Annotated in this window: 18 protein-coding genes; 5 read left to right on the top strand and 13 right to left on the bottom strand. The window is 59.0% G+C overall.

Going from position 1 to position 22466, the window contains the following annotated elements:
• Positions 1-293: 293 nt before the first annotated feature.
• Entirely contained in the window at positions 294-995 is a 702-nt protein-coding gene (pyrF, locus tag ACN6NG_RS22415; RefSeq protein WP_059395257.1) for an orotidine-5'-phosphate decarboxylase, read from the bottom strand.
• Between the two features lie 182 nt (positions 996-1177).
• Here pyrF and ACN6NG_RS22420 point away from each other — a divergent pair, with 182 nt between their 5' ends.
• Complete coding sequence (locus ACN6NG_RS22420; RefSeq protein ID WP_016500979.1) at positions 1178-1345, top strand: DUF2897 family protein; 168 nt, start codon at positions 1178-1180, stop codon at positions 1343-1345.
• A 52-nt stretch (positions 1346-1397) separates the two neighbouring features.
• On the opposite strand, the gene ACN6NG_RS22425 is transcribed toward ACN6NG_RS22420, so the two are convergent.
• Entirely contained in the window at positions 1398-1733 is a 336-nt protein-coding gene (locus ACN6NG_RS22425) for a ComEA family DNA-binding protein (RefSeq protein WP_059395258.1), read from the bottom strand.
• 428 nt (positions 1734-2161) lie between these two features.
• Here ACN6NG_RS22425 and wecB point away from each other — a divergent pair, with 428 nt between their 5' ends.
• Positions 2162-3292, top strand: coding sequence for a non-hydrolyzing UDP-N-acetylglucosamine 2-epimerase (wecB, locus tag ACN6NG_RS22430; protein ID WP_197899447.1), 1131 nt, complete (start codon positions 2162-2164; stop codon positions 3290-3292).
• A 100-nt stretch (positions 3293-3392) separates the two neighbouring features.
• Here the strand turns inward: wecB and pgi are convergent, their stop codons facing one another.
• Entirely contained in the window at positions 3393-5057 is a 1665-nt protein-coding gene (pgi, locus tag ACN6NG_RS22435; RefSeq protein WP_474316267.1) for a glucose-6-phosphate isomerase, read from the bottom strand.
• Between the two features lie 288 nt (positions 5058-5345).
• Between pgi and ACN6NG_RS22440 the strand changes: the two genes are divergently transcribed.
• Positions 5346-6185: a lipopolysaccharide kinase InaA family protein gene (locus ACN6NG_RS22440; RefSeq protein WP_059395261.1), complete on the top strand. Its 840-nt coding sequence runs from the start codon at positions 5346-5348 to the stop codon at positions 6183-6185.
• Positions 6186-6287: 102 nt separating this feature from the next.
• Here the strand turns inward: ACN6NG_RS22440 and ACN6NG_RS22445 are convergent, their stop codons facing one another.
• From ACN6NG_RS22445 to ACN6NG_RS22490, 10 genes are all read right to left on the bottom strand, one after another.
• Positions 6288-8306 carry a polysaccharide biosynthesis protein gene (locus ACN6NG_RS22445; RefSeq protein WP_353456485.1) on the bottom strand — a complete coding sequence of 673 codons (2019 nt, stop codon included), beginning with the start codon at positions 8304-8306 and terminating at the stop codon, positions 6288-6290.
• Between the two features lie 105 nt (positions 8307-8411).
• Positions 8412-9416 (bottom strand): MraY family glycosyltransferase, encoded by a 1005-nt coding sequence (locus tag ACN6NG_RS22450; RefSeq protein ID WP_474316271.1) that lies wholly within the window; start codon positions 9414-9416, stop codon positions 8412-8414.
• The gene (locus ACN6NG_RS22455; protein WP_474316273.1) at positions 9413-10384 is read right to left on the bottom strand and encodes a UDP-glucose 4-epimerase family protein; all 972 of its coding nucleotides are present in this window, start codon (positions 10382-10384) and stop codon (positions 9413-9415) included. Before ACN6NG_RS22455 ends, ACN6NG_RS22450 begins: the two co-directional genes overlap by 4 nt.
• Before the next feature lie 78 nt (positions 10385-10462).
• Complete coding sequence (locus ACN6NG_RS22460; protein ID WP_197897918.1) at positions 10463-11572, bottom strand: glycosyltransferase family 4 protein; 1110 nt, start codon at positions 11570-11572, stop codon at positions 10463-10465.
• Entirely contained in the window at positions 11569-12711 is a 1143-nt protein-coding gene (locus tag ACN6NG_RS22465) for a glycosyltransferase family 4 protein (RefSeq protein ID WP_059395266.1), read from the bottom strand. Before ACN6NG_RS22465 ends, ACN6NG_RS22460 begins: the two co-directional genes overlap by 4 nt.
• Positions 12708-13604 carry a GDP-mannose 4,6-dehydratase gene (locus ACN6NG_RS22470; RefSeq protein ID WP_059395267.1) on the bottom strand — a complete coding sequence of 299 codons (897 nt, stop codon included), beginning with the start codon at positions 13602-13604 and terminating at the stop codon, positions 12708-12710. The genes ACN6NG_RS22465 and ACN6NG_RS22470 overlap by 4 nt, the downstream gene beginning before the upstream one ends.
• Entirely contained in the window at positions 13604-14635 is a 1032-nt protein-coding gene (gene gmd / locus ACN6NG_RS22475; RefSeq protein WP_197863285.1) for a GDP-mannose 4,6-dehydratase, read from the bottom strand. Before gmd ends, ACN6NG_RS22470 begins: the two co-directional genes overlap by 1 nt.
• A gap of 367 nt (positions 14636-15002) precedes the next feature.
• On the bottom strand, positions 15003-16418 hold the full coding sequence (locus tag ACN6NG_RS22480; RefSeq protein WP_474316277.1) for a TolC family outer membrane protein: 1416 nt from the start codon (positions 16416-16418) through the stop codon (positions 15003-15005).
• Positions 16415-17740 carry an HlyD family type I secretion periplasmic adaptor subunit gene (locus ACN6NG_RS22485; RefSeq protein WP_274138748.1) on the bottom strand — a complete coding sequence of 442 codons (1326 nt, stop codon included), beginning with the start codon at positions 17738-17740 and terminating at the stop codon, positions 16415-16417. Before ACN6NG_RS22485 ends, ACN6NG_RS22480 begins: the two co-directional genes overlap by 4 nt.
• Positions 17741-17752: 12 nt before the next feature.
• A complete protein-coding gene (locus ACN6NG_RS22490) occupies positions 17753-19552 on the bottom strand; it encodes a type I secretion system permease/ATPase (RefSeq protein ID WP_474316384.1) in 1800 nt (599 codons plus the stop codon).
• Positions 19553-20149: 597 nt separating this feature from the next.
• Between ACN6NG_RS22490 and ACN6NG_RS22495 the strand changes: the two genes are divergently transcribed.
• Positions 20150-20968, top strand: a complete 819-nt coding sequence (locus ACN6NG_RS22495; protein WP_474316386.1) for a hypothetical protein — start codon at positions 20150-20152, stop codon at positions 20966-20968.
• A 17-nt stretch (positions 20969-20985) separates the two neighbouring features.
• Positions 20986-22413 (top strand): DUF4214 domain-containing protein, encoded by a 1428-nt coding sequence (locus ACN6NG_RS22500; RefSeq protein ID WP_474316280.1) that lies wholly within the window; start codon positions 20986-20988, stop codon positions 22411-22413.
• Positions 22414-22466 lie beyond the last annotated feature (53 nt).

Here is a 22466-nt window from a genome sequence, read left to right on the forward strand (position 1 = left end):
CGCTCCTACGTTTGTTTCGGGCCAGTAACGCCTGTGACAGGCGCGCGCGACCGCCTTGTCTGTACGACGCGACATTGAGCCAGGCGCCAAGGCATTCGCGCGAAAATCGCACAGGAATCATTGGCCCGAAACAAACGTAGGAGCGAGCGCAGCTCGCGATGCGCCGCGCGGGCGGCGCTCGATCTCAAAGGCAAAGAAAATGCCCTGCCGGACCCTTTCAGCCATCAAACCTCATCCAGCCCAAAAAAAAGGCCAGCACACGCGTGCTGGCCTTTTTCATTAACGCGGGCTATTTACCCACGAATTTCCGCAACCACAGCAGCCAGCGCCTGCGCCGGGTCTGCGGCCTGGCTGATCGGCCGGCCGATCACCAGGTAATCCGAACCCGCATCCAGCGCCTGGCGCGGGGTAAGGATACGGCGCTGGTCATCCTGCGCGCTGCCCGCAGGGCGAATGCCCGGGGTTACCAGCTGCAGCGACGGGTGCGCCGCCTTCAGCGCCGGGGCCTCCAGCGCCGAGCACACCAAACCGTCCATGCCCGCTTTCTGTGCCAGTGCCGCCAGGCGCAGCACCTGCTCTTGCGGGTCGACGTCCAGGCCAATGCCGGCCAGGTCTTCACGCTCCATGCTGGTCAGCACGGTCACGCCAATCAGCAATGGCTGCGGGCCGCTGCGCTTGTCCAGCACTTCACGGCAGGCGGCCATCATGCGCAGGCCACCGGAGCAGTGCACGTTCACCATCCACACACCCATCTCGGCGGCAGCCTTTACCGCCATGGCCGTGGTGTTGGGGATGTCGTGGAACTTGAGGTCCAGGAACACTTCGAAGCCCTTGGCACAAAGGGTTTCGACAATGCCCGAAGCGCTGCTGGTGAACAGCTCCTTGCCAACCTTCACCCGGCACAGCGCGGGGTCTAGCTGGTCAGCCAGCTTCAGGGCGGCCTCACGGGTAGGGAAATCCAGGGCGACGATCAGGGGCGTCTGGCAGGCGGACATGGGCAGGGTCTCTTGGCAAGTCGAAAACGGCGCGCATTGTAAACGAAGTGACGCAGGCTTTGGGGCCCACGGCTCACGGAATTGGCCCGGCGGCACCTGGCTTCTATAATTGAACCAACGGAACGGGTTGCTGCTCAAATTTCGTACAAGCACTGCCCACCACCTGTTTAAGGAGAACGACAATGCCCTGGTATGCCTGGCTGATCCTCATCATAGCCCTCGGCTCCATCGTCGGTGGGCTGATGATGCTGCGCGATACGGCAAAAAAATTGCCACTGACCGACGAGCAGTTGCGCAAAGTGCATGAGCGCAATGCCGAAGCAGATGCCAAGGATGCGCAAGACCGCTGACGCACCCGACGTTCAGTTGAGGGCCAGGGCGAAAAGCCCTAGCCCTCCCCTGCTACTCCACCATCAGCTTGTCCCGGTTCCGCTCCAGCAAGGCGTTCCCGATCCCCTTGATCTCCAGCAATTCATCCACCGAAGCAAACGGCCCATTGGCCTCACGGTAGGCCACGATCGCCTCGGCCTTGGCCTTCCCTATCCCGTTCAACTCCTTCTGCAACGTCAGCGCATCGGCGTTGTTCAGGTCTAGCCGCGGCGCCTGCTGGGCCTGGGCTTGAGCCACTATCGGCACCGGCTCGGCCACCGCCGTGGCGCTGGCCGGGGCAGCGCTGAGGGAAAAAGACAAACTGGCGAACAGCGGCAGCAGCAGGTACGACAGAACGTTATTGCGCATGGACAACACTCCTTGGGATAGTCATTTTCCAGCAGCCGATTTCCTTCAGCTGCGCAACAAACCCTAGTGCTAAACCCCGCAGCAAAATAGCCACCATCAGTGGCCAATGGTTACAAAAATCGTCTGGAACCGGCACAACGTCGCCTACCCACAAAAAGCAGCTTTGGCCTCCAAGGCTGGCTTCGTCCACGTTAAACAGGCAATCGCGCCAAAGCTGGTAGCAAGATCCTCTTGGTCAAAGACGCGGTGCCGATCAGTATCTGGCCATTTTCCTACAGCACCCGCAGTCCACGTCGCGCCGTGCAACCGCCCCGTCGCCGGCCCGCAAATCTCCTGTGTAAAGCTGGCACCCTGCCGACCTCCTGCTAGATTTGTTCAACAAAGGACAACCGGTTTGCTTAAAGGACCCGAGCAAGAGGACCACCGCCGTGCCTCTAAAGACCCTTACCGTATTCGGCACACGCCCAGAGGCCATCAAAATGGCCCCCTTGGCCCTTCAGCTTGCCCAGGATCCCCGCTTCGAGTCCCGCGTGTGCGTAACCGGCCAGCATCGGCAAATGCTTGACCAAGTGCTTGAGCTGTTCGGCATCAACCCCGACTACGACTTGAACATCATGAAACCCGGTCAGGACCTGACGGGCGTAACCACCGCAATCTTGCAGGGCATCAAACCCATACTGGCGGAGTTAAAACCCGACGTAGTGCTGGTGCACGGCGACACCGCCACCACCTTTGCCACAAGCCTGGCGGCGTACTATCAGCAAACCCCGATCGCCCACGTCGAGGCCGGCCTGCGCACCCATAACCTGTATTCACCGTGGCCTGAAGAAGGCAACCGGCGCCTGACCGGTGCGCTGGCCGCACTCCACTTCGCCCCTACCGCCACCGCGCACAAAAATTTGCTGCGCGAAGGCGTCGACCCGGCCAGCATTTTCATTACCGGCAATACAGTGATCGATGCCCTGCTGGAAGTAGTACGCAAGCTTGAGGAGCCAACACTGAGGGCCGAATTCGAGCACAGGTTTCAATACCTTGCGGCTGATCGGCGCACGGTATTGATAACCGGCCACCGGCGAGAGAACTTTGGTGATGGCTTTGATCGTATCTGCCAAGCCTTGGTGCAGACCGCGCGGCAGTTCCCTGAGGTGGACATGGTGTACCCGGTGCACCTTAACCCTAACGTACGTGAGCCGGTAAAACGGTTGCTCGCGGACGTGGGCAATATCCACCTGATCGAGCCCCTGGACTACCTGCCGTTCGTGTACCTGATGACCCGTGCGTACGTGATAGTCACCGACTCAGGCGGTATTCAGGAGGAAGCACCAGCGCTGGGCAAACCCGTGTTGGTAATGCGCGATACCACAGAGCGGCCAGAGGCGGTCGCGGCTGGCACCGTGAAACTGGTCGGCACGCAGGTTGACGCTATTGTCGGGGAGCTGGTCAAGTTGCTGACAGATGAGCGGGCCTACCGTCAAATGAGCGTGGCGCAGAACCCCTATGGCGATGGCAAGGCTTGCGACCGCATAGTTCAGGCGCTGGCCAGTTTTTGTAAGGCTTGACAGGCTCATAGAAAACCAACCGCGGTGGGCCGCAGTTAGCCCTTTCAGGCAGCAATGGGGACTACTGCGTAGCCCCATGCCGAGCGAGCTGCCTGACAGATCAGCCGCGATGCCTACCACGGAAGTAATCGATCAGGCCTTGCGTAGAGCCGTCTTCGGCGCTGTCTTCCAAGGTGCCGACCAAGCGCTGGTAAACGCCCTTGCCCAGCTCCTTGCCCAGCTCCACGCCCCACTGGTCGAAGGCGTTGATGCCCCAAACCACACTCTGTACGAACACCTTGTGTTCGTACATCGCTACCAGCGCGCCAAGGCGGCGCGGGCTGATGCGCTCCACCACCAAGGTGTTGCTCGGGCGGTTGCCCGGGATCACCTTGTGCGGGGCCAGTTTCTCGATGTCCGCTTCGCTCAGGCCTTTATCACGTAATTCGGCTTCGGCATCCTCACGGGTTTTACCCAACATCAGCGCCTGGCTTTGCGACAGGCAGTTGGCGTACAGCCACTGGTGGTGGTCGGCCACCGGGTTGAAGCTTACCACCGGTACGATGAAGTCGGCCGGAATCAGCTGGGTACCTTGGTGCAACAGCTGGTGGTAGGCGTGCTGACCGTTACAGCCGACGCCACCCCAGATCACTGGGCCAGTGCCTGTCTTCACCGGGGTGCCGTCCTGTAGCACGCTCTTGCCGTTGGACTCCATGTCCAGCTGCTGCAGGTGCTTGGTGATGTTGCGCAGATAGTGGTCGTACGGCAGGATCGCGTGGCTGCTCGCGCCCCAGAAGTTGCCATACCACACGCCCAGCAGGGCCAGCAGCACCGGCATGTTCTTGTCGAACGGCGCGGTCTGGAAGTGCTGGTCCATGGCGTAGGCGCCCGACAGCAGTTCCTTGAAATTGGCTGTGCCGATGGCCAGGGCGATTGGCAGGCCGATGGCCGACCACAGCGAATAGCGCCCACCCACCCAGTCCCACATCGGGAAGATGTTCTCTTCGCGAATACCAAAGGCCACGGCGGCGGCCTTGTTGCTGGAAACCGCGATGAAGTGGCGGTACAGCTCGGCTTCCGAGCCGCCCTGGGCCAGGTACCAGGTGCGCGCGGCCATGGCGTTTTTCAGGGTCTCGAGTGTGTTGAACGACTTCGACGAGACGATGAACAGGGTGGTTTCGGCGCGCAGGTTGGCCGACAGCTCGTGGAACTCGCTGCCGTCGATGTTGGCCAGGTAGTGGCAGCGTACGCCGCGCTGGGCATAGGGCAGCAGCGCTTCGGAAACCAGCTCGGGGCCAAGGAACGAGCCACCGATGCCGATGTTGACCACGTCGGTGATCGGCTTTTCGCTGTAACCGCGCCACTGGCCACCATGGATACGCCCGACCAGTTCTGTGATCTGGTTCAGCACCAAGTGCACCTGCGGCATGACGTCTACGCCATTGACGCTGAGCTTGTCGCCCACCGGCCGGCGCAGCGCGGTGTGCAGCACCGGGCGGCCTTCGGAGGCGTTGATGACTTCGCCGGCGAACATCGACTTGATGGCGTGCTGCAGGCCCACTTCGTTGGCCAGGTTCACCAGCAGATTGCGGCTTTGTTCGGTAATCAGGTTTTTCGAGTAGTCGAGGAACAGGCCGCAGCAGCTCAGGGAGAACTGGTCGAAGCGCTGGGCATCGGCGGCGAACGCTTCGCGCATGCTGAAGCCTTGCATGGCTTCACGATGCTCTTTCAGCGCCTGCCAAGCTGGTAAGCGCGTTACATCATGGGGGTTACGATAATACGACATTGCCACTCGTTTCCTTCAGGTACTTCATTCCTTGAATAGCCCCACTGCGGAGCCTAGGTAGCAGCAACCGTCGCGCCCAATCTGAAAGGCTGCTTGATTCCTGCGTGCCCATGTAAAGCAACCTCGCATTGTATGTGCCACTGATAGCCTGCACCAGCCACGGGAGAGCCTTCGTTGCAGCTATCTTTCGCCCGTCGTCCAAATTGTAAAAAAGTGTACGAAAAAGCACAGAGAACTGTATCATTGGATCCATTAAATAGTGGCACTTTGATTTCATAAGGACATGGCGTGGTTGGTGATCCCCAGATTTGGCAAAACGAATATCCCCATGTTGTGCGTTATCGCGATGCCACCCTGCATTTTCAAACCGCCCTTCCCCACCATACCCAACAAGCCATCGAGCAGCTGGTAGCGCTTACGCCAACCGCAAAACGCGTGAGTGCGCCGCTGCCGTGTAGCGCCAGCAAGCTTTTCGCCAAACGCGAAAAGCTCGACTCACTGAAAAAAAAGTGGCGTATGAAGCGCGGTAACCCGAAGCGCAACGGGATGTACGACTGGCCCATCGAAGAGCTGATCAATACGCGTGAAGCGGCCAAGCGAGGCGCCCGCGTTCCGGGGCTGATCGGTTATGGATACACAAGCTCCAAGCTTGGGCTGATGCAGGATTTTTTCCTCATTACCGAGTTGCTGCACGATCACGTCGACGGATTAAGCAGAACCCGCGCGGCACCCGAAACAGTGAGCGCCGTACTGGAGGCAACCTTCGAGCTGTTGCATGCCTTGCAACGCCGAGGCGTTACGCATATGGACCTGTGGGTTGCCAATGTCATGCTGCCCGAGCAGGGCAAAGCTCGCGCCATCGACCTGGAAAACTGCTTCTTCGGCCACACGGACTACCCGGATGAAACCTTGGGCTTCCAGTTTGGGTTTATCTACTTCCGGGAGATTTATCGGTACATCACCGAAGCGGACTATGACAGCGTGGTGGAGCAGGCGCTGGCCAGGTACTTCCCGAACGTGGGTCGCGCGGGTTTTGACCGCATTTATGCATTGGCCAAGCACCAGGAGGTGGGGCGCGTGGCGCGGCGTGACATCTTCAGCAACGGCGTGCTGGAAAGCCGATGGTAAAGCCTGGAGCCAGTTTGAGGTATGGCAGCTGGCTTGCTCTGGAGCCCTTCGGCTAATGGATCAGGGCCGTTATGCGGCCCATCGCCGGCAAGCCAGGCTGCGTTATCGCTCCAACGGGCCCTGGCGCCGCTGCAGATACACCCAATCCACGATTTCACCCTGGGGCGAGTAACCGCTGACCAGTTCTCGCAACAACTGACGCACTCGGGTGAAGTCATCCTCGGCAACCGCAGCCAGCAACTGGGTCAGCCGCTCACGCAGCAACTCCCACGCCAGGAAGTCTTCGTTAGCGACCATGATCATCGGGTGGGCTGTAGGTGATACGTCATCGCCGATAAGCAACTCTTCGTAAAGCTTCTCGCCGGGGCGCAGCCCGGTGAAGTCGATGGCAATGTCGCCCTGCGGGTTGCCCTGGCTGCGCACACTCAGCCCCGAGAGGTGGATCATTTTCTCGGCCAACTCGACAATACGTACCGGCTCACCCATATCCAGCACGAAGACATCGCCGCCCTGCCCCATGGCACCGGCCTGCACCACCAGTTGGGCGGCTTCGGGGATGGTCATGAAGTAACGGGTGATTTTCGGGTGAGTGACCGTCAACGGCCCACCGGCCTTGATCTGCTCATGAAACAGCGGAATCACCGATCCGGACGAGCCCAGAACGTTGCCGAAGCGCACCATGGTGAAGCGGGTCTTGTTCACCCGGGCAATCTTGCTGTCGTCGCCATACATCACCGGTGCCGCCTCGCGGCTCAGCGCCTGCAAGATAAGCTCGGACAAGCGCTTGGTGCTGCCCATGACATTGGTTGGCCGCACGGCCTTGTCGGTGGAAATGAGCACGAAGTTGGCCACGCCGGTCTGCAACGCTGCCTGGGCGGTGCACAGCGTGCCGTACACATTGTTGAGGATACCTTCGGCGATGTTGTGCTCGACCATGGGCACATGCTTGTAAGCTGCAGCGTGGTAGACCGTGTCGACGCGCCAGGTGGCCATCACATCAACCAGGTGCTGCTGATTGCGTACAGAACCCAGAATCGGCAACAGCCGCACCGACAGCGACTCCCGCGCCATGCGCTGTTCCAGCTCGCTCAAGATGCTGTAGAGGTTGAATTCACTGTGATCGTACAACAGTAAGGTGGTTGGCCCCAGGCCGATGATCTGGCGGCACAGTTCAGAGCCTATGGAACCTCCAGCCCCGGTAACCAGCACGGTTTGCTTGTAGATGCAGCGCTCGAGCAGCCCTTCCTGGGCGGGTACCGGGTCCCGCCCCAACAGGTCGGCGATGTCCACATCCTGAATGTCATCCACCTTCACCCGACCACTGGCCAGGTCGGCGAAGGCGGGCACGCTGCGGACGTGCAGGGGGTAGGGTTCGAGCAAGGCGAGGATGTCCCTGCGCCGGGCTCGCGAAGCTGATGGTAGCGCCAAGAGAATTTCCTGGGCGCCGGTTTCTTTGATCAGCTGGTCGAGGTGCTTGGGTTTGTACACCTGCAAGCCTGAAATCACACGGCTGGCAAGATCACTGTCATCGTCGATGAAGGCCACGGGGCGCATGACCCGGCCCATACGCAGGGCTGCCAACAGCTGGTTGCCCGCGGTACCTGCACCATAAATGGCGACCTTGATCAGGCCGTCGTCGCGGTTGGCGAACGGCATCTGATGAGACCCGGTAAACCAGTCCCCCAGGAAGTACTGGCGCATGATCAGGCGCAGGCCCCCGATGATGACCATGCTCAACCACCAGTAGTTGAAAATGATCGACCGCGGCACGACAACTTGATGGTTGCTGTACCAGTACACCACCACCGCCAGAATCAGTGACGACAGTGTCACAGCCTTGATGATGGTCACCAGCGCATCATTGCCGAAATAGCGCATGACCGCCCGGTACATGCCAAAGCGGATAAACAACGGAATGGCAACCACCGGGGCGGCGAGGAACAGCCAGCCATGCTCGACAATAGGGTTGTACATTTCATCGATGCCCAGGCGCACGATAAAAGACAGCCACAACGCAAACCAGATGAGCACAATGTCGGTGCACACTTGTACCAGGCGTTTTTCCCGCCGGGACAAGTTGACAAGGTACTCACGCACTTTTTGATTTTTAGCGTCGCTCATCCAGCTATCCTCTGCGCATCGGGGCTTCGATTGACTGACCAGAGCGCTTCTGAGCAGAACCGAAGGTTCAGCAGCGCGATACGACGCCTTCCTTGTTCGACCATCCTATTCCTTTTTCCCTGCCTGGTAGATCAGCGCCAACACTACAAGAGGCGCGTACGCCACCATCGTTCCCAGCGCACCATCGAGTTTCAACAGCACCACCGCGCTGGCCACAGGCAACAGCCAGCCAAGGTTGAGGGCCGCCACTGCCAGGCTGACCGGGCGGTGGCCGGCGTAGCGACGCGAGGCATACTGGTAGGCATGGCTGCGGTGCGCCTGGTAAACCTTGTCGCCCCGCAGCAGGCGGCGTGCGAGGGTGAACGTGGCGTCCACCACGAACACCCCCAAAAGTATTAACCACCCCCAGAATAATAGCGGGTTTATCCAGCCTGCCATTAATGCCAGCAGGCCCAGGACAATACCCAGGAAACCACTGCCGGCATCGCCCATGAAGATGCGTGCAGGAGGAAAGTTCCAAACCAGGAAGCCGGCCACCGTGGCCGCCAGCAACATTGGCAACACGGCCTCTTGGGCATGACCGGTCAGCCAGTACAGCAGGCTGCCCCCAAGGCATACGCAAATAGCCTCGATGCTGGCGATACCATCGATGCCGTCCATGAAATTGTACAGATTGAGCAACCACACCAAGTACAGCAGCCCGATGATGATACTGAGCCAGGCTGCAGACAACGGCACGCCAAAAATCGTAATCGGTGGCAAGCCGCCGATCCAGAAAAGCCCCCAGCCAGCCGCAATGAAATGCCCCAGCAAGCGCCAGCGCGCGGCGATGTGGCCATGGTCGTCCATGAAGCCGACCAGCGCTACCAGCCCCCCCGCACCCAGCAGACTGACGAGCACCGATGGCGTAACGTAACCCCACCCACCCAGAACTGACAGCGCTACGAGAAAGGTGATCACGAACGACAAGCCGCCACCACGAGGTGTCGCCAGGGTATGCGAGCTACGTTCATTGGGGATGTCCAACAAACTGCGGGACAATGCATAGCGCCGCAACATCGCTGTCATCAGCCACGCCAAAACGCCTGCAACCATTATCAACCCAATCATCGGCGATGGGCCCGGAGGAAAGATTGAGCGGTCATGTTGAGCCCTTGTTCCAAGGTATGAGGAGGTCGCCAGCCGAGCAACCGCCGGTTTTTTTCAATGTCCACTTGCAGCGAGCCGAGCAGACGCTGGGCGAGATCGCGCCGACCAAGCAGCAGCGCAGCGCCACGCAGCACACCCGATGGCACCGGTAGCAGCCGCGCCGGCCGACCCAGCGCGCGGCCCAGCGCACCCAAAAGCCGGGCCAGCGAAACGTCGTCGCCATCACTGGCCAGAAACGTCTGGTTGGCAGCCGCCGGATGGTCGAGGCAGGTCACCACAAGGTCGACAAGATTGGCCAGCGACACCAGGCTACGGCGGTTATCCACTGCGCCGAATGGCAAGGGCACCCCGAGCTGCACCCAGCGCATCATGCTCTGGAAGTTAGCTTTGACCCCAGGGCCATAGACCAGTACGGGGCGTATTATCACAACCTCCATGGCCGTGTTCGCAGCCAATTGGCGCAACCCTTGCTCTGCTTCGTACTTGGACAAGCCGTAAGCGTCCTTAGGTGCAGGCACATCATCGGCGCGTAGCGGCACGCCGGGCTGGCTTGCTTCGCCGTTGACCTTGATAGAGCTGATGAAGATAAACCGACGCACACCTGCTGCAGCGGCCTGCCGCGCCAGATTAAGGGTGCCATCGACGTTTACCCGGCGGAACTCGGCCAAGCTATCAGCGGCGTCTTCCTTCATGACGTGCACGCGGGCTGCGGCATGCACCACCAAATCGACACCGGCCAGCGCTGGCCCCCAAGGGGTGGTCGCATCCAGGTCCGCAACCGTAACGGCCTGCACACCGGCTACAGGCGCATGGCCAGTACCGCGCAAAGCCGCCCGGGTGGCAAAGTTGGCCATGGTAGCCAATCGGCTGCACAGTGCGCTGCCGACGAACCCATTGGCGCCTGTGACAAGTATTGTGCGTCTTTCCATGAAGTTCGATCTCGGTTCAAACAGGTGTTACCTGTATCGGGGCCGCTCAGGCTCCCTTTCGCGGCGCAACAGCCGTTGCTATAACAGGCTACGGTAGAGATCGGCATAAGCACCGGCCATGGCAGATGCGGTAAATACTTCCTCGTAACGTCGCAATGCATTAGCACCCATTGCCTGTGCCATGGCGGGGTCGTCCCACAGACGCTGCATGGCTTGCGACAGTGCACGGGCATCACGCGGCGGCACCACCAACCCGGTCTGGTCCGCCAGGTTGATGAACGTGGTACCCGAACCCATTTCACAGGAAATCAGCGGCTTGCCATACATTGCCGCTTCCAGTAGCGAAATACCGAACGATTCGGAGCGCAGGTGAGAGGGGAAGGCAAATGCGTAACACAACTCCAGCAACGCCGCTTTATCGTCATCTGCCAAGCCGCCCAGAAAATGTACATTGGCAAGCCCAAGCTCCGCTGCCTGCTGCTTGAGCTGCCCCTCAAGGAAGCCCCCGCCCAGGATCACCACCGGTAAGCGGTTTATGGCTGCAGCCTGCAGCAGGTAATCCAGCCCCTTGTAATAGCGCAGTGCACCTACAAACAGGAAGAACCGTTCGCCCAGACGCGCACGCCAGTAAGCCAGCTTTTCTGCGGTTGCCCGGGGATAGGTGGCGCGGTCAAGGCCGAAGGGGATGACTGCAAGCTTGTCCTTGAAGTGTGTCAGCACTGGGCTGTGCGCAGCATAGTTGGGCGAGGAAACGACAATACGGTCAACACTGGAAAGAAAACGGTTCATCAACGGCTGATACAGCTTGAGCAGCCATTTTTGCTTGATGATATCGGAGTGGTAACTGACGACCGTGGGCTTGTTCAGCCGCGCCAGAAAATGCACCAGGTCCATGTAGGGCCAAGGGAAGTGGTAGTGCACGATGTCAGCCTGGCCGGCCAGTTCGGCAAAGTCCTTCATTGCCGACAGCGAGAACCCCGTTGAGGCCACATGCAAGTCCAGCTTGGAGCGGTGCGTCAGGTGGCTGCCTACAGGCTCATTGCGTGCCGCACCTCGCGGGCTGAGGTAAAGCACCTCTGACTGAACACCAAGAGCCCGAGTGCCTTCCGCGATCTGGAAAATGACCTGCTCGATGCCCCCCATGGAGTCGGGGTAATACGTTTTGAAAAAATGCAGAACCTTGATCATCGCGCCCTGACCGACTTATAAACCTCGACGGTGGCCTGTGCGCAGCGTTCCCACGAAAAGCCACTGGCATGCAACAGCCCTTGCTGCACTGCAGCAGACCGCCACGCTTCATCCTCGAGGCCCTGGTGCAGCAACCCGGTCAGGCCTTCTACATCATCAGGCGCACACATCAACGCCGCCGAACCCGCTACCTCTGGCAGCGACGAGCTGTTGGAACATACCACCGGTACCCCCGAGCTCATGGCCTCGAGCACTGGCAGACCGAACCCTTCATAGTGCGACGGGAAGGTGAACAGCCGAGCGCCGGCAAACAGCAGCGGCAAGTCTTCACTGGCAACGAAACCGAGGTAGCGCGCCCAGCCTTCCTGCTGCGCCTGGGCAATACGGCTGTGGATCGCCTCGCTGCGCCAGCCATGGTAACCGCTGAGGATCAAGGGCCAACGCTGGCGCAACGCAAGCGGCAATCGGCCGTAGGCATTGAGCAGGTTCTCGATGTTCTTGCGCGGCTCGATGGTACCGACGAACAGGCTATAACCGCCTGGCTCCAGGCCATGGCGTGCAAGGGTTTCGCGTAATGCCTGGGGTGTGCGAGGGTGGAACTGCGCAGAGCTGGCCAACGGTACCGCATGAATGCGCTCCAGTGGCCAGCCGAAGTACTCCGCCAGCTCCTTGCGAGTATGGTGCGAAACCGTAATCAGGGCATCAGCACGCTCGAGGGTTAGCGTCAGCTCTTTTTGCAGGTAACGGGCCAGCTGTGGCGTATGGCAATGGGCCCAGGTAAAGGGTGACAGATCGTGGAAGGTCGCCACCCTGGGCCCTGCGAACGGCGGCAGGTAGAAATTGGTGCTGTGGTAGATGAAATCTTCGTGGCCGCGCAACGCGCGCTTGCGCAGCAACGGCATCAAGCGCCGGTAAGCTTCCACCGCCAGGGCGTTTTTCTGCACAAAACGCTTAAGGCCATGCACAGCGTCGGACTGGTCCGAAGGCTTGAGCAATTCGGGTACGAACCTGCGCCCGGCGAATAGCCGCAAGTCGCTGATTTCGTCGGCATGCTGCAGCCGTGACGCCAGTTCATAGGTATAGCGCCCGATACCGGTCAACGGGAAGCGAACCGATTCGACTGAAAGGATGAGCTTCATTGATCAGCAAGCATCCAACCCAGGGTTTCGTCCAGCGAAGGCGTTTGCCAACCCGGCACAAGCTCACGCAGCTTGCCATTGTTGCCACACAAGGTTTTCACCTCGTTGGCGCGGACAAAGGCCGGGTTAACTTGCACGTCCAGCTGATGCCCGGTAATGGCCGAACACTTGGCGATGACCTCGCGCAACGAATGCGTTTGCCCGGAGCTGACGTTGACTGTCTGCCCCAGCGGCCGTGCCTCTATCAAGCCGCGATAGGCCTGAACGACCGCGCGTACGTCGCTGAAATCGCGCCATACGTCCAGGTTGCCCAGTTCGATGGTGTCAGCCTTGCGACGGAAATGCGAAACGATTTTCGGCAGCAGGAAGTTGTCTGCCTGCCCAACACCGGTGTAATTGAAAGGACGCGTGATGACGATCGGCAACCGGTCAGCCCACAGCCGGGCCATGTATTCCATGGCGAGCTTGCTGACCGCGTAATCATTGGCCGGCGCAGGCAAGGCCTGCTCGTCCAGCATCCCTTCGGAAATGTTGCCATACACGTTGGCACTGCTGGCAATCAACACGCACTCAGGCGTTTTGCCACAGGCCGCGATGGCTTCGAGCAGGTTGCGAGTGCCTATCAGGTTGACCTGGTAGAACGCGTCGGCGGCACCATGCCCGACAAAAGCAATGGCAGCCAGATGCACAACTACATCCGGCTGCAGTTCGGCCAGCAACGCGCGCAGACCCGGCCCATCGGTCAGATCGGCCTGACGATAGTCGGGGGCCTGCAAAGGCTGGCTCCCAGTCCCGAAAACTTCATAGCCACTGGCCCGTAATTCGGCCGCCATATAGCGGCCGGTGAACCCGTGAATACCTGTAATCAGCGCGCGTTTACTGGCCATTTGCATCAGAACGAGAACCCTTTTTCGTTACGACGCAGGTCGGCTTCGACCATCATGCGGCACAGTTCTTCCAGGCTGGTTTTCGGCTCCCAGCCCAGAACGTCCTTGGCTTTGGCCGGGTTGCCGATCAGCAACTCCACTTCGGCCGGGCGGTAGAATTTCGGGTTGATGGAAACCAGTACCTTGCCGCTGGCTGCGCAGGTACCCTGCTCTGCCTCGTCCTTGCCGCTCCACTTGATTTCAATGCCGACAGCCTTGAACGCCATGGACACGAAGTCACGTACGGTTTCGGTGCGGTTGGTGGCCAGTACGAAGGTATCAGGCTCTTCAGCTTGCAGCATGCGCCACATGCCTTCGACGTACTCTTTGGCAAAGCCCCAATCGCGCTTGGCGTCGAGGTTGCCCAGCTCCAGCTTGTCCAGCAGGCCCAGTTTGATCTTGGCCACGGAGTCAGTGATCTTGCGGGTCACGAACTCACGGCCGCGCAGTGGCGACTCATGGTTGAACAGGATGCCGCTGGTGGCAAAAATGTTGTACGACTCACGGTAGTTGATGGTCATCCAGTGAGCGTACAGTTTGGCCACGCCGTAAGGGCTACGCGGGTAGAACGGGGTGGTCTCTACCTGCGGAATTTCCTGGACCTTGCCGAACATTTCCGAAGTGGACGCCTGATAGAAACGTGCCTTCGGGTTGACGATACGGATGGCCTCAAGCAGGTTCACAGCACCCAGGCCGGTGATTTCGGCGGTGGTCAGTGGCTGTTCGAACGATACGCCAACGAAGCTTTGCGCAGCGAGGTTGTATACCTCGGTGGCTTCGGTGGTTTGCAGCAGGCGAATGCTGGCCGACAGGTCGGTGAGGTCGTACTCGACCAGGTGCAGGTTAGGGTTGGTGTGAATCCCCAACTCCTCGATGCGCCAGAAGTTAACCGAGCTGGTACGACGATAGGTGCCATAGACTGTATAGCCCTTTTCCAGCAGCAGTTCCGCCAGGTAGGCGCCGTCTTGACCAGTGATCCCAGTAACGATTGCTTTCATGCGACTTAACCAACTCCGATAGTGCCGTGCGGGCATGTGTTAATAGGTTGTGATGCGGGCAGTTCCAGCCACGCATTTTCGGTTCCATGCCGAAGTATACATAGGTCGTACGCACTACTCGACTTACAAAGTACTGGCGCGACGCAAGCTGGCAGCTGCTGGGGCGCCTGGAACCGGCCAAAGCATGGCAGGCGCCACCGAACGGTTTGGCGCCAAGGAGGGAGAATAAGTGCCACGGCCCGAAGCCGCCACTACAAAGCGTGTAGGAAGATTCCGAACCGGACGGTTGTTGGGGTCCGCCTTGAGGGGCAGGCGGCGCTTGATATTTGCCCCACCCTCATACCCAAGACAAACACCCGCAGCCCGATCAGCTACGCGCATCCACCCGCGCAACCTCGCCACCCGGCAAGCTGGTTTCCGGCACGGGGCTTAGCCACACATTGACGTTATCCACACTTTCCTGCGTCAACTCCCCCGCCCAACGGTTGAGCAGGAACAGGTTGGTGATGAAGTCGTACTGTGTCTTCAGCAGGTCGCGCCGCGCCTTGAATTCATTCTGTACGGCAGTGAGCACGTCCACGGCATTGACCACACCGAAGGTGAACGCCTTCTGCGCTGCAATGCTGGACTGCTGCGCCGATGACAGTGCGTTGCGGTTAGCACGAATCTTCTCGACCGCAGCCTGTGCAGTCAGATAGGCGGTAGTGGTTTCCTTGACCACCTGACGCCGCACACCTTCCAGTTGCTCCTCGGCTGCCAGTTGATCATCGTAAAGCCCACGCACCCGAGCGGAGGTAGAGCCACCGCTGTAGATCGGGATTTTCACCCCCAGCGAAGCCACATAGCTATTACTGCGAGGCGTCTGGGTATTGTCATAACCTTGGTCGTTCTGCTGCGCACTGACACTCAATCCCACTTGCGGATAGTGCTCGCCCTTGCCTTCGCGCACCGCCGCATTGGCCGCCTCTGCCCCGCTCTGATACGACTTCAGCAAAGGGTTGGTTTCGATAGCCTGGGTTACCCAGCTCTGCAAAGGCCGGGTGGGCGCCTGCAACGTGACATCATTGCGCACCCGACTGAGCGGCTCGGTAACCGGTCGCCCAACAATCTCGGCCAAGGCCTCGCGACTCACTTGCACCTGATTACGTGCCTCCACTTCTTGCGCAAGCAAGAAGTCCACTCGCGCCTGCATGTCGAGCTTGTCGGTGATCTTGGCCATTTGCCGATCGAACATACTGCTGACGCGGTCGAGGTTTTTCTGGGTCGCCCGGCGCTCAGCTTGCACCAGCGTCAGCTCGTCGTCTGCGGCCAGCGCCACGAAGTAGCGCTTGGCGAGGTCAACCGTGGCCTCTGCCAAGGTATCTTCGGCTTCATGACCCTTCTGGTCTTTCACGCTCTTGGATTTCTGGTACCGCTCCCAGGCCGGCTTGTTATACAAGTACTGGGTGAGGCTAAGCGAGTAGGTTTCGGTGTTGTAGAGGTCACGGGTAGCCTCGTTCTTGCGCAGGATGCGGCTAGAGTTGGCATTGGCCGACACCTGGGGCAGCAAGCCGCCGAGTGCCGCCCGCTGCTGCTCGCCGGCAGAGCGCGCACGTGCGTAAGCGCCGAGGACCCGCGGGTCCTCCAGGCGCGCCTCACGGTACAGCCCCGACAGGTCCAACGCATAGGTGGACGCCGAAACACCTTTCGGCTGCTCACCTACAGCCGCCTTCCCTTCCACGGCCACCGCCTGCCAGGCGACCATGCACATCATTACTCCTGGTAGCAAACGCAGCACAATCATTCCTCGATCAGCGATTCAGCGAACATGTTGCGCGCCGGTTTCAACAGGTACTGCAGCATGGTGCGGTCGCCTGCATTGATGAGGACCTCGGCTGGCATGCCGGGTTGCAGCTTGCGGTTGCCGAGCTTTTTCATGCCGTCTTCAGTGACTTTGACGCGGACCAGATAGTACTGGTCGCCGGTGCGCTCTTCGACCAGACTATCCGCTGAAATGCGAGTGAGCTTGCCCTCGATGACCGGGGTAGTTGCCTGATTGAATGCAGAGAAGCGAACATCGGCAGTCTTGCCCAGCTCCAGACGGTCGATGTCCCGCGTGGCCACTTTGGCCTCAACCACAAGCTCGGACTGAGCCGGCACGATGTCCAGCAAGGGCGTGGCAGCGCTGACCACGCCACCAATAGTGTGCACTTTCATGTCTAGAACCATGCCACTTTCCGGCGCTCGGATTACCACCCGGGAAAGCCGGTCGCGCAGCGCTGCTTCCTTTTCTTGTAAATCGAACACCTGAGCCTGGACGTCGGACAACTCCTTGGCCACATCGGCATCAAACTTCTTCTTCAACTGCACTATTTGCAGTTCGGTCTCACCTATCTGCAGCTTGGTTTTAGTTATATTGGATTGATGGTCAGATACATCTGTCTTGAGCATGTCCAGCTTGCGCTCCTGCTCCAGCAAGCGCTGATTGTCGACAAAACCCTCAGCTAACAACTCTTTCAACTGCTTGATTTCACCAGAGTAGGATTTCTCGAGCCCTGACTTTGTGCGAATCATGTCATTCAAACCAGCAATCTGCTGCTGCATCTGCTGGATCCGCTCACGGTTGACCGAGATTTCGCCCTGCAACGAATCGTGGCGTGCCCTGAATACCTGCTGCTCACCTGCCAGCGCTTCTTGCGCTCGATCAGAATCGGTACCTTCCATCGTCACCGACGGGATCAACTCCAGGCCATCGCGCTCGGCGCGCAACCGCGCCTCCTTATAGCGCGCAACGATCAGTTGATTGCGGGTGGATTCATACTCGGCACTGAGCTGCGACTCATCCAGCACAATCAGCGGGTCACCCTTCTGCACCAGGTCACCATCGCGGGCATGCAGCTCTTTGACGATGCCGCCTTCAAGGTGCTGTACGGTTTTGCGGTAGTTCTGCACCGTTACCACGCCGCTGCCATGCACGGCGTTGCTCAAAGGCGCGAAAGCTGCCCAGGTACCGAAAATGCCAAAGGTGACAAAGACGATGGTCAACCCAATGCGGCGGATGCCGCGATCCGAGGTGGGCATGTCATCGAAATTGTGGTCGAAGGCTGTGATCGCTTTACTGCTCATCTAGAAATCCTTTCAAGCGCCAGTGCTGGTGGTGGCGGCAGGTACAACGGCCGTGGGCGCAGCCGGGGCGGTTGGCGTGTTTGCAGGCGGCTGAGCCGCAGCCGCCTGCGCGCCGCGCTGCTGAAGCTTGGCTTGCTGGGCTGCCAACTCAGCGATGACGCGGTCGCGCTCGCCATACAGCGAAATGGTGCCCCCGGCCATGACCAGAATGCGGTCCAGACGCGTAAGGATGTTGGGGCGGTGAGAAACGATGAACACGGTCGCGCCAGTCTCCTTGAGTTTTTGCAAGGCCACACCCAATGCACGCTCGCCCACATCGTCAAGGTTCGAGTTCGGCTCGTCGAGCACAATCAGGCGGGGATTGCCATAGACGGCACGCGCCAGGCCAATACGCTGGCGCTGGCCACCCGACAGGTTTACCCCGTCGCTGCCGATGACCGTGTCGTAGCCGTCCGGCAGCATGAGGATCATCTCATGCACACCCGCCATCTGGGCGGCATGGACGACTTTGCCGGCATCGACCTTGTCAAAACGTGCGATGTTTTCACTGATGCTGCCCTCGAACAGTTCGATGTCCTGCGGCAGGTAACCCACATACGGGCCAAGCGCCTGTTTGTCCCAGCTGGCGATATCAGCACCATCAAGGCGCACCACGCCATGCTGAGGCGGCCAGATGCCCATCAAAGCACGCACAAGCGTGGATTTGCCGGCTGCGCTTGGGCCGACGATACCAACGATGGAGCCTGCTGGAACTACAAAGCTTATATTCCGCAATACAGGGGATTTGGCGCCAGGCGGGGCGACAATCAGGTTTTCGACTTGGATATGACCTTCCGGGGCTGGCAGAGGCATACGTTCTGGCTCTTTATTAAGCTCGTCCATGACCTTATTAAGGCGGTCATATTGAACCTTGGCCGCGACAAACCCTTTCCAGCTACCGATCATCTGATCAATTGGAGCGAGTGCACGCCCCAATAGCAGCGAACCCGCCATCAGCAGGCCCGGATTGATTTCATGAGTGATGACCAAATACGCACCTATCGCAAGCATGATGGACTGCGACCAAGTACGAAACATTTTGGATATAGAACTAACGACCCCCCCCTTATCACTGGCCTGCGACTGCAACATCATCACTTTACGCTGGCGTTTGGCCCAGCGATTCATGAGCGTTTCCAGCATACCCATGGATTCGATGACTTCAGCATTGCGCAACGTCTTGGTGGTGATGACGTTAGAAGCTACGTTCTCTTTGTTCGCTGAAGCCAAAGCTTGACCCGTCACGCGATGGTTAACCACCGCCAAGCTGGCCAATACTGCACCGCATGCTAATGTCATCCACCCGAACCATGGGTGAAATAAGAACATGATGACGGTATAAACGGGAAACCATGGAGCATCAAAGAACGCAAATACGCCCGCACCGGTAAAAAACTGACGCAAGGAGGTAAGGTCGTTCAAAGACTGAGCAGTAGCATCCGTGCCGCCACTCTGCAGCGACCGTTTGAAGCTTGCACGGTACACATCCCTGCTTAACAGCACATCTAGTCGATTGCTGATACGCACCATGATCCGAGACCGAACCCATTCGAGAGAGCCCAGAGTCAGCAACAAAATTGTCAGAATCAGAGTCAGCATCAGCAACGTAGATGTGCTGCTAGACGGTACGACCCGCCCCGAAACCTGAATCATGTAAAAAGTAGGCACCAGCATCAGCGTGTTGACGAAGAAGCTGAAGAAACCGACCGAAAGGAAACTGCTTTTACAAGCCTTGAGAGCAGCTTGCAGATTATTTTCGGATTGTGTACTCATGGTATCCATACTGAGATAGGCGAAAACGGCGGGCAGTGTAACACCCGCATCGGGGCAACTGCGTGTCAGATTGTCCGGAAGCCTGCTCGTTCCCAGGCGAATGCCCTGAATCATGAATTTTTTTTGTGATCGGCCGCGCTTGAAATCGCCAGCATTCGGGCGTTCAGCCGCAAGTCGACAAACGGCATTAGCAAGAAAACAGCCTCCGAACCAACGTCAAAAAAAATCACAAGATGCAAGCATATCGCGTGCCAGATGGCGCAGATCACTGATTTTCCGGCATTTTTAAGTGAGCATTAGTCACCCTAGCGTTGTGATCAAGTACGTAAAACACTCGTGGCGGATCGCCATCAATGGCGCTAAGTTCCCATCCGATATGAATTTTTTTTTAGAATTCTTTGTTGACAACATTTCCCTCTGACGGCATCTTCGCCACTCGCAGGGAGCCACCACTGGCCGTTTTGTGCACGCACGGGGTTGAGCAAGTTAGCTACCGGTGTTTTTGTTTAAAAGGAGCTTAACTACACCATGTCTACGCCTTCGCAGACCCTCGACGGCCTGAAGATCAGTTCACGGGTAACGCTGCTCGAGCCGGGCATGTATATCTTCCGGTACGCCTCCCAGCCCCCCGCTGAAAAGCCGGTGTGCATTGCATTGCAGCAAGCACCACTGGGCAAAGGCTCCATCGACTTCTTCCCTGCCGAGGGCGTCAGCAAAAACATGCTGACCAAGCTGGGCGACACTATTGTCGCGCGGGTCAAAGGCGGCGTGACCACCGTGCTGATCACCGAATATCACATGTTCGACGACGTGATCGAGCCCGTCGACCTGCGCATCGACCGCATCGACACTTCACCTGCCATCATGCGTACGTACGCCGTGGTTGCCACTGCCGAACCTGCCCAGTCCATTGCTTCCAGCACCAAACCGCTGCCCATCACGCTTACAGCCCACTTGCAGAACGTGGGCGAGGTGGTATCCGGCGAGGGCTGGGTTGGCGCACCGGGCACTGACGACTTCATCGAATCCTTTGCCGTCGACTGGGCAGAAAAACCCGTCGGCGTCGACTTACTCTATACCTGCACGGTGGCCGGTTCCGGCCCCTGCCGCAATGTCTCCACTGGCACCTTTGTCGGTGCCCGCGCCCAGGGCCTCCCGCTACTGTGCGTAGGCTTCAGCCTGGTAGGCCCGCTGCGCAAACACTACGAATTGACAGGCCTTGTTGTGTTCGGCAATGCCGAGCCACAACGCCTGATCGCCAATCAGATGATGCATGGCCCCACCGGCAACGAGCCGTTGGTGGCGCTGCATATCGCCTTGACCCCCGTTACGAAGATGAACGCTGCCCGCCTTAAGTCTCCGTGGGAAAACTCTGCAACTCAGCAGAATACTATTGCAGCAGGCCAGATGGCCTGAAGTAACAGGAATACACAATGCAATACGATAATCCCGTATCGAGCAGCGACGTACAGGCTACCCTGACCGCCGAAAGCGCCAACCTCTCCGACTCCACTATCGCAGCCATCAACAGCCTGCTGAACCTGGATAACGTAGAGACCGTGGAAGTTGCTGGCATCACTGGCAGCACCGTTCAGCTGCCAGAGTCCGGCGCTGCAAGCATCGTTCAAGGCACCGTAGAAGGCGTTAAAGGCGACACCGTCGTTGTTGACCTGGCCGCTGCCGAAGCCGCTGGCGCCAGCGTTTACCACCTGCAGAGCGATGCCAACCTGGTCGTGAACCTGGCTGGTCAAGCTGCCGCAGGCGCCGCCGACGCACAACTGTTCGCTGCCCTGGCTGTAGACACCTCGGCCATCGACCTGGTTGTTACCACCGGCAACGGTGACGACGTAATCACCGTCCAAGGCGACCAGAACACCCTGATCGACGCTGGCGACGGCAACGACACCATCGTTACTGGCAACGGCAACAACACCGTTATCGCTGGCGCTGGCAACAACAACGTGACCACCGGTTCGGGCAATGACACCGTCATCCTGAGCGGCAGCAACCACGCTGATATCGTCAACACTGGCGAAGGCTACGACGTTGTCCAGCTGGACGGCTCGGCTGCTGACTACAACATCGCAGTCGGCAACAACTTCACCGTCAACCTGACCGGCAACCAGACTGCTGCCATCAGCAACGCTGAATTCCTGTCGTTCACCAACGGCGACACTGTGGCACTGGCTCACAGCGACGACGAAGCTGCTGCCCTGCGCCTGTTCCAAGGTATCCTGGGCCGCGATGCTGACCAGGACGGCGCCAAGTTCTTCGTTGACCAAGTCAACCAAGGCACCTCGCTGACCGACATCGCTAACCAGTTCCTGACCTCCGGCGAATTCGGTGGCGCAGCGAACGAAGCCAGCATCAACGAGCTGTACGCTTCCCTGCTGGGTCGTGCTGCTGACGAAGACGGCGCTGCACTGTTCCAGGAATTCCTGGCTAACGGTGGTTCGCTGGCCGACGCTGCTGCTCTGATCTCGGTTTCCGAAGAAGCGCAGAACCGCGACCAGTCGAACGGTGACTTCGTCCGCGACCTGTACACCAACGTATTGGGTCGTGCTGCTGATGAAGACGGCCTGAACACTTACGTGTCCGCGCTGTTCAACGGCACCAGCCGCGCCGATGTTGCCAAGTTCATCGTTGGCTCGGATGAGGCTGCTCAGAAGTCCACCAGCGAGTTCATCGACGCGCTGTATGGCTCGGCTCTGGGTCGCACTGCTGACGACGCTGGTAAAGCCTTCTGGACTGCCCAGCTGGATAGCGGCCTCACTCAAGCCGATGTTGCCCTGAGCATCATTGGTTCGCCTGAAGCTGCTGACCATATCGACAACGTCGTTGTACTGCACGGCCAAGTGTAACTAGCCCTGCTATAGCGCAGCATATGTCCGGTCTTAGGGCTGGGCGTATGCCA

Source organism: Pseudomonas sp. TSO6, from assembly GCF_056098905.1.

Coding starts and splice junctions, on each gene's coding strand:
- ACN6NG_RS22495 (WP_474316386.1), top strand. CDS start 20,150: ATGTATATCTTCCGGTACGCCTCCCAGCCCCCCGCTGAAAAGCCGGTG.
- ACN6NG_RS22480 (WP_474316277.1), bottom strand. CDS start 16,418: ATGATTGTGCTGCGTTTGCTACCAGGAGTAATGATGTGCATGGTCGCC.
- ACN6NG_RS22465 (WP_059395266.1), bottom strand. CDS start 12,711: ATGAAGCTCATCCTTTCAGTCGAATCGGTTCGCTTCCCGTTGACCGGT.
- ACN6NG_RS22500 (WP_474316280.1), top strand. CDS start 20,986: ATGCAATACGATAATCCCGTATCGAGCAGCGACGTACAGGCTACCCTG.
- pyrF (WP_059395257.1), bottom strand. CDS start 995: ATGTCCGCCTGCCAGACGCCCCTGATCGTCGCCCTGGATTTCCCTACC.
- ACN6NG_RS22425 (WP_059395258.1), bottom strand. CDS start 1,733: ATGCGCAATAACGTTCTGTCGTACCTGCTGCTGCCGCTGTTCGCCAGT.
- ACN6NG_RS22485 (WP_274138748.1), bottom strand. CDS start 17,740: ATGAGCAGTAAAGCGATCACAGCCTTCGACCACAATTTCGATGACATG.
- gmd (WP_197863285.1), bottom strand. CDS start 14,635: ATGAAAGCAATCGTTACTGGGATCACTGGTCAAGACGGCGCCTACCTG.
- ACN6NG_RS22445 (WP_353456485.1), bottom strand. CDS start 8,306: ATGAGCGACGCTAAAAATCAAAAAGTGCGTGAGTACCTTGTCAACTTG.
- ACN6NG_RS22490 (WP_474316384.1), bottom strand. CDS start 19,552: ATGAGTACACAATCCGAAAATAATCTGCAAGCTGCTCTCAAGGCTTGT.
- ACN6NG_RS22455 (WP_474316273.1), bottom strand. CDS start 10,384: ATGGAAAGACGCACAATACTTGTCACAGGCGCCAATGGGTTCGTCGGC.
- ACN6NG_RS22470 (WP_059395267.1), bottom strand. CDS start 13,604: ATGCAAATGGCCAGTAAACGCGCGCTGATTACAGGTATTCACGGGTTC.
- pgi (WP_474316267.1), bottom strand. CDS start 5,057: ATGTCGTATTATCGTAACCCCCATGATGTAACGCGCTTACCAGCTTGG.
- ACN6NG_RS22420 (WP_016500979.1), top strand. CDS start 1,178: ATGCCCTGGTATGCCTGGCTGATCCTCATCATAGCCCTCGGCTCCATC.
- ACN6NG_RS22460 (WP_197897918.1), bottom strand. CDS start 11,572: ATGATCAAGGTTCTGCATTTTTTCAAAACGTATTACCCCGACTCCATG.
- ACN6NG_RS22450 (WP_474316271.1), bottom strand. CDS start 9,416: ATGATTGGGTTGATAATGGTTGCAGGCGTTTTGGCGTGGCTGATGACA.